The sequence below is a fragment of the Streptomyces sp. TLI_55 genome (assembly GCF_900206255.1).
Lineage (GTDB): Bacteria > Actinomycetota > Actinomycetes > Streptomycetales > Streptomycetaceae > Streptomyces > Streptomyces aquilus.
The window spans coordinates 7,084,648-7,097,337 of sequence record NZ_OAOJ01000001.1; the positions used below are offsets into that span (position 1 = coordinate 7,084,648).

General features: G+C 72.3%; 10 protein-coding genes. 4 read left to right on the forward strand and 6 right to left on the reverse strand.

Annotated elements, in window-relative coordinates:
* The first annotated feature begins 79 nt into the window (after positions 1-79).
* Positions 80-1,426, forward strand: coding sequence for an FAD-dependent oxidoreductase (locus CRP56_RS32565; protein ID WP_097274664.1), 1,347 nt, complete (start codon positions 80-82; stop codon positions 1,424-1,426).
* Positions 1,427-1,442: 16 nt separating this feature from the next.
* Here the strand turns inward: CRP56_RS32565 and CRP56_RS32570 are convergent, their stop codons facing one another.
* Complete coding sequence (locus CRP56_RS32570; protein ID WP_097270077.1) at positions 1,443-2,057, reverse strand: RraA family protein; 615 nt, start codon at positions 2,055-2,057, stop codon at positions 1,443-1,445.
* A gap of 124 nt (positions 2,058-2,181) precedes the next feature.
* Entirely contained in the window at positions 2,182-3,153 is a 972-nt protein-coding gene (locus CRP56_RS32575) for a lysylphosphatidylglycerol synthase transmembrane domain-containing protein (RefSeq protein WP_097270080.1), read from the reverse strand.
* A gap of 233 nt (positions 3,154-3,386) precedes the next feature.
* On the opposite strand from CRP56_RS32575, the gene CRP56_RS32580 reads away from it, so the two are divergent.
* Positions 3,387-4,874, forward strand: coding sequence for a glycoside hydrolase family 3 N-terminal domain-containing protein (locus tag CRP56_RS32580; RefSeq protein WP_097270082.1), 1,488 nt, complete (start codon positions 3,387-3,389; stop codon positions 4,872-4,874).
* On the opposite strand, the gene CRP56_RS32585 is transcribed toward CRP56_RS32580, so the two are convergent.
* The gene (locus CRP56_RS32585) at positions 4,875-6,131 is read right to left on the reverse strand and encodes a glycoside hydrolase 5 family protein (RefSeq protein WP_097270084.1); all 1,257 of its coding nucleotides are present in this window, start codon (positions 6,129-6,131) and stop codon (positions 4,875-4,877) included.
* 8 nt (positions 6,132-6,139) lie between these two features.
* On the opposite strand from CRP56_RS32585, the gene CRP56_RS32590 reads away from it, so the two are divergent.
* Together CRP56_RS32590 and CRP56_RS32595 are read left to right on the forward strand one after the other, a co-directional pair.
* Complete coding sequence (locus CRP56_RS32590) at positions 6,140-7,156, forward strand: N-acetylglucosamine kinase (RefSeq protein ID WP_097270086.1); 1,017 nt, start codon at positions 6,140-6,142, stop codon at positions 7,154-7,156.
* Between the two features lie 18 nt (positions 7,157-7,174).
* Entirely contained in the window at positions 7,175-9,421 is a 2,247-nt protein-coding gene (locus CRP56_RS32595; RefSeq protein ID WP_097270088.1) for a glycoside hydrolase family 3 N-terminal domain-containing protein, read from the forward strand.
* Here CRP56_RS32595 and CRP56_RS32600 read toward each other — a convergent pair.
* From CRP56_RS32600 to CRP56_RS32610, 3 genes are read right to left on the reverse strand one after another with little or no spacing between them, the layout of a single operon-like run.
* A complete protein-coding gene (locus tag CRP56_RS32600) occupies positions 9,411-10,289 on the reverse strand; it encodes a carbohydrate ABC transporter permease (protein WP_097270090.1) in 879 nt (292 codons plus the stop codon). The genes CRP56_RS32595 and CRP56_RS32600 overlap by 11 nt on opposite strands.
* Positions 10,286-11,287, reverse strand: a complete 1,002-nt coding sequence (locus tag CRP56_RS32605) for a carbohydrate ABC transporter permease (protein WP_097270092.1) — start codon at positions 11,285-11,287, stop codon at positions 10,286-10,288. The genes CRP56_RS32600 and CRP56_RS32605 overlap by 4 nt, the downstream gene beginning before the upstream one ends.
* 2 nt (positions 11,288-11,289) lie before the next feature.
* Positions 11,290-12,666 carry an extracellular solute-binding protein gene (locus CRP56_RS32610; RefSeq protein ID WP_097270094.1) on the reverse strand — a complete coding sequence of 459 codons (1,377 nt, stop codon included), beginning with the start codon at positions 12,664-12,666 and terminating at the stop codon, positions 11,290-11,292.
* Positions 12,667-12,690: the final 24 nt, after the last annotated feature.

A 12,690-nucleotide genomic window follows, 5' to 3' on the forward strand; every position in this document is an offset into this window, starting at 1 on the left:
AGGACACGGGCGACCAGGGGGCTTAGTGGTGAACTCTGTCGGAGTGGCGGGCCGTCGGGGTGGGCGGCATGTGGTGGTCGTGGGCGGGAGTCTCGCGGGGCTGCTCGCGGCGCACGTGCTGGCCGGGCACGCCGACCGGGTCACCGTCGTGGAGCGTGACCGGTTCCCGGACGACGGCGGCGCACGGCCCGGTGTCCCGCAGGGGCGGCATCCGCATGTGCTGCTGCAGGGCGGCCAGGCGGCCATGGAGTCGCTGCTGCCGGGCTTCCTCACGGAGCTGCGGGAGGCGGGCGCGCCCCGGGTGGGCATGCCGACGGACATGGTGCTGTGGCAGAACGGCCGCTGGTTCCGCCGGCTGCCGACGTCGACGTACATCTACACCGGCTCCCGCGCGCAGCTCGAAGGGCTCGTGCGACGGCGGGTTCTCGCCAATCCGGCGATCAGTGTGGTGGAGGGCGCCGATGTCGTCGGGCTGACCGGTGACGCGTGGCGGGTGCGGGGGGTTCTCGTCCGGGACCGCTCCGGTGACAGCCGCTCCGAACCCCGGGCCCTGGACGCCGACCTCGTCGTCGACGCCTCCGGCGGCGGTACCAAGGCCGCGCAGTGGCTCGCCGGGATCGGCGCCGCGCGCCCGCACGAGGAGACCATCGACACCGGGCTCGCCTACGCCTCCCGCGTCTACCGCGGCCCGGCGGGCGTCCTCGACGGCGACACCGTCGGCTACTACGTCTATCCCGGCACCGAACAGGTCCACGGCGGCGGTGCGCTGCCGCTGGAGGACGGCACCCATCTGGTGATCGTCTCGGGGCTGCGCGGCGACGAACCGCCCACGGACGACGACGCGTTCGAGACGTACACGAAGCGGCTCGCGCATCCCCTTCTCGACCGCTGGATGGCGGACGCCGAGCCGCTCTCCCCGCCGTTCGGCTACCGGCGCACCGCGAACGTCCGGCGCCGCTACGACCTGCCCGGCCACCCCGCCGGGTTCCTCGCCACCGGCGACGCGCTGTGCGCCTTCAACCCGATCTACGGGCAGGGCATGGCCGTCGCCGCGATGAGTGCCGTAGCCCTGCGGGACGCGCTGGCCGACCGGCGCCGGACGCCCACGACGCGGCGCGTGCAGCGGGCGTTGCTCGGGGCGTCCCGGCTGGCCTGGGACATCTCCGCCGGGGCGGACCGCAAGATGCCGGGCGCGGTCGGCAACGCGCTCGACGGCCGGTCCACGGACCGGGTCACCGGCTGGTATCTGCGCCGGGTCCAGGAGAGGTCGCCTGGTGACGCGGTCGTCGGGGACGCCTTCCGCGCGGTGCTCCACCTCTCCGCGCCGGTCACCGCCCTGTTCGCGCCGGCTGTGGCCCGGTCGGTGCTCTTCGGGGCACCCGCGCCTACACCGACCGAGCCTCCGGAGGTACCAGAGACCCGGTAGGGAGCCGGTGGCCCTGTCAGCCCTCGTACCCCAGCTCCCGCAGCGCCTTGTCGATCCGGGCCCGGTGGTTTTCCTCCCAGGCGGCCAGCGACTCCGCGGCCTCCTTCGCGAGCTTCGTCCGCGCCGCCGTGAGGATCTCCTCCTGGCGGGCCGCCGGGGTGACGACGACGCCCTCCTCGTCGGCGACCACGATGTCCCCCGGATGGATCAGCACCCCGCCGACCCTGGCCGGCTCCCCGAGCGCCCCGCCCTTGGCCTTGGTGCCGGGAATGGGGATGACACCGCGTGCGAAGACCGGGAAGCCGGCGTCGCGGACCTCGCCGAGGTCGCGGACGAGGCCGTCCAGCACGAAGCCGGCCACGCCCCGCCGCTGGGCCACGGCACACACGTTGCCGCCCGCCAGCGCGTAGTCGAGGTCGCCGGACTCCACGACGATCACCGAGCCGGGCTCGGCGCGGTAGATCGCGGCATGCAGCATCAGGTTGTCGCCGGGCACGCACCGCACGGTGTACGCGGGTCCGGCGACGCGCGGTGCGTCCCACAGTGGGCGGATGCCGATGTCCATCACCTGCTCCCGGCCCAGCAGGTCGGCGAGCGTGGTCGGGGGAACGTCCTTGAATGAGGTGTCCATGGTGGGTGTCGTCCCGTCTTCGGCGCAGGGTGGTCAGGACCGGTCCGGTTCCATTGCAGCGGGACACCGCGGGGTCCTCAAGATCCCTTGTGCAAAGAGATCATCCGGAAAGGCCCGCGGCCGCTCACAGCACCTTCCGTTGCACCAGCGCCGACAGCACCAACGCCCCCGGCAGCAACGGCACCCACACCGTCAGCACCCGGTAGCCGACGACCGTCGCGGTCGCCAGGCCCGTCGGGGCGCCGAAGCCGACGAGCGCGAACACCAGCGCCGCGTCCACCGGCCCAATGCCGCCCGGCGCGGGCACCGCTCCGACCGCGGTGCTCGCGGCCAGGAAGGCGAAGGCGACCTCGGTCCAGGACAGGGACAGGCCGAGCGCGGCGCCGACCGAGAAGATCACGCCCGCCTGGAGCAGCGGGGCCGCGGCCGCCCCGCCCCACAGGGCGAGGAAACGGGACGGACGCGTGTGCAGCTGACGTACGTCGGTGAGGGCGGTGCGGACGAAGCCGCGTACCGGGCGGACGCACACCAGCAGCAGCGTCGCGCCGACCAGCGCCAGGCCCGTGGCTGCCACCGGCAGCAGCAGGGTCCGCCGGTCGGGCACCAGGTCGCCGAGCCGCAGCAGACCGGGGGACAGGGCCACGAAGGCCACCAGCACCAGGGTCTTCGCCACCGGCCTGACCAGCGAGTACAGCGCGAGGGAGGCGGTGGCGCGGGGGAGCGGGACGCCCTGGCGTTGCAGGAAGCGCAGCGTCACCGCGTGGGCGCCGATGCTCGCCGGGAGGACGTGGTTGGCGGCGCCGGCGGCGAACTGCGACGCCAGCAGCAGCCCGGGCGGCAGCCGCTCCGGCAGGGCGCCCTGCCGTACGCAGGCGGCGGACACCCAGCCGAGGAGGGTGAACGCCACCCCGGCCAGCAGCCACCAGGGGTCGGCCGAGGCCAGCCGGGCGGCGCCGTCGGTCAGCGAACGCCGGTCGATCGCGGCCCAGGCCCCGATCAGCAGCAGCGGCAGCAGGCTGAGCCCGGTGCGGAGCAGGCGGGCGGGGGCGGCGATGGGGAGTGGTCGGGGCAGCTCTTCGAGCGGGAGCAGGGTCACGGCACACGTCGTCCTTCCGCGTCGCGCCCGCGGGGGACGGGCGGAGGGGAGGCAGGGAGGGAGGGGAGGGGGTGCGGGGTGGAGCGGGGACGAGCGAAACGTGCCCCGGCCATGTGGCGTCCGGGTGTCCGAGAGGGGAAGCACCGGGGACGGGCCGTGGGCACATCACTGATGAATCAAACAATCCATACCCATGTTGACTTCCGGCTGAACCAGCCAGAAGAATCCTGAAGGTGACCCACGCAGCGCACGCGCCCGAAGGCCGTCTCCTCCCGTCCGACCTGGACGAGGCGGCCCACCGCTGTCTCGTCGCCGGGTTCGACGGCACCACGACCTTCCCCGACACCCTGAAACGGCTGATCGACCGGGGTCTCGGCGGGGTCATCCTGTTCACCCGCAACGTGCGCGACGCGGCACAGGTCCGTGAGCTCACCGACGCGCTGCGCGCGCTCCGGCCCGATCTGCTCGTCGCCATCGACAACGAGGGCGGCGGCATCGGGCACCTGGTCGCGGCGGACGCGCCCGAGGTCCCAGGCTCCTACGCCCTCGGTGTCGTCGACGACCCCAATCTCACCGCCCGCTGCGCCGACGCCCTCGCTGGCCACCTGGCGGCCCTCGGCATCACCGCCTCGTACGCCCCCGTCGCCGACCTCCAGCACCGGCCGGACAACCCGATCGTGCGCACTCGCTCCTTCGGCGCCGACCCCGCGCTCGCCGCCCGCCATCTGCGGGCCTGGATCACCGCCACCGAAGGCCGCGGCATCGCCTCCTGCGCCAAGCACTTCCCCGGCCACGGCGGCACCGAGACCGACAGCCACCACGGCATCGCCGTCGACCCGCGGCAGTACGACGAACTCCTCGTCGACCTGGAACCGTTCCGCGCCGCCGTCGCCGCGGGGGTGCCGATGCTGATGAGCGCGCACGTCGTCTTCCCCGCGCTGGACGCCAACCGCCCCGCCACCCTCAGCCGCCGCATCCTCGGCGACCTGCTCCGGCACGACCTCGGCTTCGAGGGCGTCCTGGTCAGCGACGCGTTGGAGATGAAGGCGATCGCGGATCAGTACGGGGAGGCGGCCGGGGCGCGGATCGCGCTCGCCGCCGGAGCGGACCAGGTGATCGTCGCCGTACCGGATCTGGAGGTCACCCTGGCCTGCCGGGACGCGGTCCTGGACGCGCTGCGGGCCGGGGTGCTGCCCGAGGACCGGGTGCGGGAGGCGGCGGAGCGGGTGCGCCGGCTTGCCGAGCGGTACGCCACCCCGGCCGGAACCGTCGCCGCCTGGGCCACGGAGGCCGGCCTGGAGGCCGCGCGCCGTGCCGTGCGGCGGTCAGCGGGCGACCGGGGTGTGCCGTCCGCCGTCCGCGGGGCCCATGTCGTCGACCTGTTCCCGCCGCCGCACCCCGCCCTCAACTGGGGCGGCGAGGACCTGCTGACCCCGTTCTCCGCCCTCGACCCCACCGCCGTCGGTACGGCCGTCACCGGCGAACCGGCCGACCCCGCCGCCCTCGTCGACGGCATCCTCCACCGTGACCGGCCGCTGGTCCTCGCCACCTGCGACGCCGGACTCCACCCCTGGCAGGCCCGCCTCCGCGACGCCCTCCTGGCCCGGCGCCCCGACGCGATCCGGATCGACACGGGGCTGCCGGAGGGCGGCGCCCTCTGCTCGTACGGACGGGGGCGGGTGAACCTGAGGGCGGTCGCGGAGGCACTGACGGCCTCCTGATCAGGGAAGTCGTACGAGCTCCTTGATCCCGCGGGCCGCCAAGTGCCCTTCGTCCTCAGCCCGTTCGGCCAGTACGACGGTCGGGCGGACTCCCTGCTCCCGCATCCGCATCCACGCCTCGAAGTACTCCCCGCCCGGCCCGGACACGGACCGGGTGCTTGGCGTGCACTCCAACACCAGTGCGGTGTCCCGGGGTTGGGCGGTGTGCGGCTCCGCGACAGCCTCCGCCAGCGCCTCGGCGATCGGCTTCGGGCGGCCGGTCGCGTCGAACAGGCCCAGGGTGTACTCGAGTTCGGGGAAGTCGGCGAGCGAGCGGTCCACGTCGTGGGAGCACCACCACGTCACCCCCCACAGCCCCTCGCACTCGGCCGCGTTGCGCACGGTCGCCCGCGCGAAGTCCGGGGCGTCGGCCGCCGGGATGTGCGGCTCGGGCGCGCCCGTCTCCTGCACCCATACCGGACGCTCCGGGTCGGTGGCGTACGCCTTCGCCAACTCCGTGCCGTACTCGGCGAGATGGTGCACCTGTGGGGAGCGCGGGCCGTAGCGGCGGGCGCAGTCCCCGGAGAACACCCATGGGTGGACGGTGGTCAGATCGCCCTTGCGCGCCGAGGCCTCGGGGGTGAAGGGGTGGTCGTCGCCGTACCAGGCGGCGTCGTACGCGGAGTGCGTGACCAGCCCCTGCGGGCCGAGTCCGGCGCGGGCGGCGGCGAGGAGCGTGTCGAGGTAGTGGTCGACCTCGGCCGGGGTCACCGGGTTGTGCTCGACCAGGTTGTTGAGCTCGTTGCCGAGCTGGAGGCCGATGAGGTGGGGGCGGCCGGCCAGGGCGCTGCCGAGGGTGCGGAGCAGGTCCGCCTGGGCCGTGATGGCGTCCGGGTCGGTGAAGACGTTGCGGTGGTGCCAGCTGCGCGTCCACGCCGGGTAGAAGTCGAAGCTCGACAGATGGCCCTGCACGCCGTCCACCAGGACGTCGAGACCGGCCTCGCCCGCCAGATCGACGAGGTGGACGAGCTGGTCGACGGCGGAGGTGCGGATGTGGGTGCGGTTGGGCTGGAGCAGCGGCCACAGGTGGAAGACCCGGACGTGGTCGAGCCCGAGTCCGGCTATCTGTGCCAGGTCCTCGCGGGCGCGGCCCGGGTCGAAGTCGTACCACGAGTGGAACCAGCCGTGGCGGGGCGTGTAGTTGACGCCGAAGCGGAGCGTACGGATGGGATCCTCCCCGGGCCGGGCCTTGTCCTGCGCGAATGTATCAATCACCATAGTCGTCGATGGGTAATGATTTGAACCAGGAAGCGGAAGTACGGGAAACGGCTCTGGTCGTCGGCCTCGACGCCGGTGGCACCCGCACCCGTGCGCTGCTCGCCCCCGCCCGCGTCTCGGGTACGGAGGGCGTGCGGGTGCTGGGCGAGGGAGCGGGCGGACCGGGCAACGCGCTGACCGTGCCGCCGGCACAGCTCGTCGAGCACCTCGTCGAGGCGCTCGCCGTCGCCGTACCGGAGTCCGCGCGCGCCGGCGTCGTCGCGGTCGCCGGCGGCTTCGCCGGCGCCACGTCGGCCTCGCCCGACGACCCAGGGTCCGTCCGCGCCCGCACCGCGCTCACCGCCGCGCTGGACCGCCTCGGCATCCCGGCCGGGCGCCTGGGCGTCTGGAGCGACATCGAGGCCGCCTTCGCCTCCGCCCCCGGCACCCCGGCCGACGGCCTCGCCCTGGTCGCGGGCACCGGCGCGGTCGCGATGCGCGTCACCGGCCGCCGCGCCACGACCACCGTGGACGGCGACGGCTGGCTTCTCGGCGACGAGGGAAGCGGCTTCTGGATCGGCCGCAGCGCGGTACGGGCCGCGCTGCGGATGGCGGACGGGCGGGGCCCGGCGACGCTGCTCGCGCTGTCCGTCGGGCGGGCGTTGGGGCTGCCGGGCGAGTGCCTGCCGTACGACGGCTGGAGCCGGGACCTGCGTGAGGCCTACCGCAGGCATCTCCTCCCCGCCGTCATGGCCGAACCCCCTGTTCGGCTCGCCCGGTTCGCGCCGCTGGTGGCCGAGGCGGCGCGGGCGAAGGACGTCGTCGCGCTGGCGGTCCTCGACGAGGCGGCGGCCCATCTCGCCGACACCGTACGGGCGTTGAAGCCGCGCCCGGACGAACGGATCGTCGCCACCGGGGGTCTTCTCGGCCCCGAAGGCCCCCTGACCTCACGCCTGAACGCCCTCGTGCCGACCCTCGACTGGGTCCCCGACGGCTGCCAGGGAGCCGTGGCCCTCGCCCGGCTCGGCCATGGGCGCCGTCTGTGACCACGTACCTCCTCGACCATGGCCCCCGCCTATGACCACGTACCGCCTCGACCACGGACATCACCTGTGACCTCCACGTACCGCGACCCCGCCGCCCCCCTCGACGCCCGCGTCCACGACCTCCTCGCCCGTATGACCCTGCGCGAAAAGGTCGGCCAGCTCAACCAGCGCATGTACGGCTGGGACGCCTACCGCCGCACCCCCGGCGGCGGCTTCGAGCTCACCGACGCCCTCCGCGCCGAGACCGACCGCTTCGCCGGACTCGGCGCCCTGTACGGCCTGCAGCGTGCCGACGCCTGGTCCGGCGTCACGCACGGCAACGGACCCGGCGCCGAGGACGCCGCCGCGCTCGCCGACCTCGTCCAGCGTCATGTCGTCGAGAGCAGCCGCCTCGGCATCCCGGCGCTGTTCGTCGAGGAGGTCCCGCATGGCCTCATGGCCCTCGACGGCACGGTCCTGCCGGTCAACCTGGCGGTCGGCACGACGTGGGACCCGGAGTTGTACGGACGCGCCGCCGCCCATGCCGCCGCCGAACTGCGCGCCCGCGGCGGCCATGTCGCCCTCGTCTCCGCCCTGGACATCGCCCGCGACCCCCGCTGGGGCCGTACCGAGGAGTGCTTCGGTGAGGACCCGTACCTGGCCGCCCGGCTGACGGAGGCGCTGGTGCACGGGATGCAGGGCTCGGGCGAGCGGTTCGCACCCGACAAGGCCCCCGTCGTCCTCAAGCACTTCGCCGGACAGGGCGCCACCGTCGGCGGCCGCAACTCCGCCGAGTCCGAACTGGGGCTGCGGGAACTGCATGAGATCCACCTCCCCGCGGCTCGGGCGGGCGTCCGTGCCGGAGCCGCCGCCGTCATGGCCGCCTACAACGAGGTCGACGGCATGCCCTGCTCCGGCAATCGCGCCCTGCTCACCGAACTCCTCAGGGAGGAGTGGGGGTTCGAGGGGCTGGTGATGGCGGACGGACTGGCCGTGGACAGGCTTGCCCGCATCACCGGGGACACCGTCTCCGCGGGCGCGCTGGCGCTCAACTCCGGTGTGGATCTGAGCCTTTGGGACGAGGGGTTCACGCGGCTGGAGGAGGCGGTGGAGCGCGGGCTGGTGAAGGAGACGGTCCTCGACGCGGCCGTCGCCCGCGTCCTGCGCCTCAAGTTTCGCCTGGGGCTGTTCGACCGGCAGGGGACCACGCCCCCGGCGCCCACCGGAGGCAAGGACCTCAGCCTCTCTCTCGCCCGCGCCGCCGTCACCCTCCTCACCAACGACGGCACCCTCCCGGTCGGCCCCCAGGTCTCCCGCATCGCCGTCCTCGGCCCCCAATCGGCCACCATCTCCCACCAGTTGGGCGATTACACCGCCCCGCAACCCGTCGGCGCCGGCAGCAGCGTCCTCGACGCGCTGCGCCGCCTCGCCCCGCCCGGTCTCGACATCCGCCACGCCCGCGGCTGCGCCCTCACCGGCGACGACCTCTCCGGCATTCCCGAGGCGGTCGCCGCGGCCGCCGCCTCCGACCTCGCCGTGCTCGTGCTGGGCGGCAGCAGCGCCCGCACCCCGGACACCGACTTCGCCGCCAACGGCGCGGCCCTGAACGCGGTTTCGGAGATGACCTGTGGCGAGGGCGTCGACCTCGCGGGGCTGCGGCTGGGGGCCGCGCAGTACACGCTCCTGGACGCCGTCGTCGCGACGGGCACCCCCACGGCGGTCGTGCTGATCCAGGGCCGCCCGCATGTCGTCCCCGACACACCGGGCGCGCTCCTCACCGCGTGGTATCCGGGTCCGTGGGGCGGCGAGGCGATCGCCGAGGTCGTCCTGGGGCTGGCCGAGCCATGCGGCCGACTCCCCGTTTCCGTCCCCCGCTCCGCCACCCAACTCCCCGTCTACTACAACCACAAGGACACCGAGTACGGCGGCTACGTGGACGCCGACGCCGGTCCGCTCTTCTCCTTCGGGCACGGGCTGTCGTACACGAGCTTCAGGTACGGACCGCCGAGCACGGACGGCCGTACCGTCACCCTGGATGTCACCAACACCGGGGAGCGGTACGGCCGTTCGGTCGTGCAGGTCTATCTTCGGCGGCTGATCGCCACCAGTTGGCCGCGCACCCTCGAACTGTGCGCGTTCGAGGGTGTCGGGCTCGCGGCGGGGGAGCGCCGCGCGGTCACGCTGACACTCGACGGCGAACTCACGGGCCTGGTGGAGCTCCGGGTCGCCGAGTCGGCGCGGGCGGCGCTCACCGCCGTACCCGTCCGGCTCGACCTCAGATCTTGACGGCTCCCGAGGACACGCCCTTGTAGAACCACCGCTGGGTGATCACGAACAGCACCAGTACCGGGATCACCGAGATCACCGAACCGGCCATCACCATCCGCTGGTCGTAGCCGAACGACGACGACTGCAACCGTGAAAGGCCCAGCGTCAGCGTCATGTTGCCTTCCGAGCGCAGCACGATCAGGGGCCACAGGAAGTCGTCCCAGGCGCTGATGAAGGTGTTGATGACCACCACCATGACCGCGCCCCACGCGGACGGCAGATACAGGTGGCGGAAGCGCTGCCATTCGTTGGCGCCGTCCAGCATCGCCGAGTCCTCGATCTCGCGCGGGACCGCGAGGAACGCGCCGCGCATGAGGAGGACGTTGATCGCGCCGACGAAGCCGGGCAGCCAGACGCCGGCCAGGCTGTCGACCAGGCCCAGGTCACGGATGCTGATGAACAGCGACACCATGATCGACTCGAAGGGGAACATCATCGAGGCGATCAGCACCACCCAGACCGCCTTGCGGCCCTTCCAGCCGGGCTTGGAGAGCATGTAGCCGGCCGTGGTGGAGAAGACGAGCTGGCTGGTGATCGACAGGGCGACCACGATCAGACTGTTCTTGATGTACGACCACACCGGGACCTGGTCGAAGACCGTGCGGTAGGCGCGCAGGGTGGGGTGGTGCGGGAGCAGGGTGGCGTCGGCGCCGAAGACGTCCTCGCTCGTGCTCTTCAGGGAGGCGAGGAGCTGCCACAGCAGGGGGCCCACGGTGAGGCCGAGCACGAGGAGCAACAGCAGGTAGCGGACGAGGAGTTCGCGGGGGCGGCCGTAGTCGCGCCAGCGGGGCACGAGACGGCGGCGCCTTTCGAGAACAGTGCTCACGACTCGTCCTCCTTCGTCAGGCGCTGCGCCAGCAGGGTCAGGCCGAGGGTCAGTGCGAACAGGGCGACGCTGACCGCGGAGCCGTAGCCGGCGTTGCCGGTGATGGGGTCCAGGCCGACGTCCCGGATGTAGAACGGCAGGGTGCGGTCGGCGCCGCCGGGGCCGCCGGTGGAGCTGCCCAGCATGTAGATCTCGGTGAAGACCCGCAGTGAGCCGATGCCGGTCAGGGTGCCGACGAGCATCATGGCCTGCCGTACCCCGGGGATCGTGATGTGCCAGAAGCGGCGGACCGCGCCGGCGCCGTCCATCTGCGCCGCCTCGTGCAGCTCCTTGGGGACGTTCCCGAGGGCGGCCAGGTAGAAGACCATGTACCAGCCGAGGCCCTTCCACAGGGTCAGGCCCATCGCGGACAGCAGGATCAGCCACGAGTCGGACAGGAACGGGATCGCCGACCTGATCAAGTGGGCCTTCTCCAGCCAGGTGTTGACCAGTCCGTCGTCCGCGAGCAGCCACTGCCAGCTCAGGCCCACGACCACGCTGGAGGCCAGTACCGGCGTGTAGAAGGCGGAGCGGAAGAAGCCGATGCCGGGGAGGTTCTTCTCCACCAGCACGGCCAGCATCAGCGGCAGCAGCACCATCAGCGGGACGACGATGACGGCGTACAGGATGCTGTTGCGGGTCGCCAGCCAGAAGTCCGAGTCGTCCAGCATGCGCGTGTAGTTGTCGAGTCCGACGAAACTCGCCGCGCCGCCCAGCGGCTTGGCGTTGGTGAACGACAGCAGGACGGTGTTGAGGAACGGGAACACCCCGAACACCACCGCGCAGCCGATCGCCGGCGCCGTCCACAGCCACGGCAGCCACCAACGCCGGTACATCGCCGCCCCGTTGGCCCCGGCGGACGGGCCGGGCAGCAGCGCCCGGAGGCGGGAGGGGGCCGGGCCCGGCACGGAGGTCTCCGTGCCGGACACCGCAACCGGCTTCGTGATCTGGGCCGTCACCGTCAACCCGCCTGCTTCAGCAGCTCGTTCGCCTTCTCCTGGGCGTCCTTGACGGCCTGCTCGGGGCTCTTCTTGCCCTGCATGGCCAGCTGCACCTGGGCGACCATCGCGTTCTGCACGGCCGGGGAGAGGTTGGTCTGGTTGGTGCTGGCCGTCTTGAGCTGGTCGGCGACGAGCTTGCGGGCCTGCGAGAACGGGTCGCTGCCGGTGACCTTCTGGAAGAACGGGTCGTTCAGCGAGTCCGTGGTGGTCGGGAAGATCACCACGTTCGGGTCCTTGCACCAGGCCGTCTGGTTCTCGGCGTCGGTGAGGAACTCCGCGAACGACAGGGCCGTGGGCGCGTTCTTGCTGGTCGCGGCGACCGATATGTACTGCGGGGCACCGGCGGAGGCCTTGCCGAGCGCGTCGTAGGGCTGCTGGCCGACGGCCGTCTTGTCGTAGATCGACGGGCTGTTCTGCTTCACGAACCGCACGAAGCTCGGGTTCGTCGAACCGTAGGCCACCTTGCCCTGGCTGTAGAGCGTGGACGGGTCGTTGCTGGAGGACAGCGAGTCCTTCGGCATCGCGCCCGCCTTGTACAGCTTCGCCATCCAGGCCACCCACTGGGTGGTGCGCGGGTCGTCGGCGAAGACGGCGGACTTGCCGTCGTCGGAGAGGATCTTGATGCCCATCTGGTCGAAGTCGGACGGGATGCGCCAGATCGGGTTGGCCATCGTCGCGTAGAACTTCCCGTCGCCCGCCTTCGCGACCTTCTCGTAGTCGGCGAACAGCCCGAACAACGTGGTCGGCGGCTTCGCCGGGTCGACGCCGGCCTTCTTCAGCAGGTCCTTGTTGTACGTCAGGACGACCCCGCCGGTGTACCAGGGCAGCGCGGTGTGGATCGCCTTGCCGTCGGTGTCCTTGAAGACGGCGGTCTTCCAGAACGACGGGACGAACGGCTTGGCGGCGTCCGGGTCCTTGGTGCCGACGTCCAGCAGATAGCCGGCCTTCGTCAGGGCCGTGGCCGTCGGGGCGTTGACGTTGATGACGTCCGCGAGCGTGCAGGCCTGGGCGTCGGCCACGGTGCGGCTGGTGAAGGTGTTGTCGCCGGGGTCGTCGATCCACTTGACCTCGGTGCCGGGGTGGGCCTTCTCGAAGTCGGCGATCACGCCGTTGAAGAACGTCCCGAAGTCTTTCTTCAAGTTGGTCGTCTGGAAGGTGATCTTGCCCTTCACCTCCCCGCTGAGCTTTCCGGTTCCGACGTTGCCCTGGTCGACCTTGCAACCGCCCGCGCTGGCGTCCCCGTCCCCGGAGCCGCCGCCCGACAGGCCGCACCCGGCGGCCGTGAGCGTCAGCACCACGAGACAGGCAAGGGATCCGGTCAGTCTCTTCGCACGCATGTGAACTGTCCTCTCGGCTGGTTC

Bases quoted from the DNA above. Each gene is read 5' to 3' on its own strand.
- CRP56_RS32590 (WP_097270086.1), top strand. From the start codon at position 6,140: ATGGGTAATGATTTGAACCAGGAAGCGGAAGTACGGGAAACGGCTCTG.
- CRP56_RS32610 (WP_097270094.1), bottom strand. From the start codon at position 12,666: ATGCGTGCGAAGAGACTGACCGGATCCCTTGCCTGTCTCGTGGTGCTG.
- CRP56_RS32585 (WP_097270084.1), bottom strand. From the start codon at position 6,131: ATGGTGATTGATACATTCGCGCAGGACAAGGCCCGGCCCGGGGAGGAT.
- CRP56_RS32570 (WP_097270077.1), bottom strand. From the start codon at position 2,057: ATGGACACCTCATTCAAGGACGTTCCCCCGACCACGCTCGCCGACCTG.
- CRP56_RS32595 (WP_097270088.1), top strand. From the start codon at position 7,175: ATGGCCCCCGCCTATGACCACGTACCGCCTCGACCACGGACATCACCT.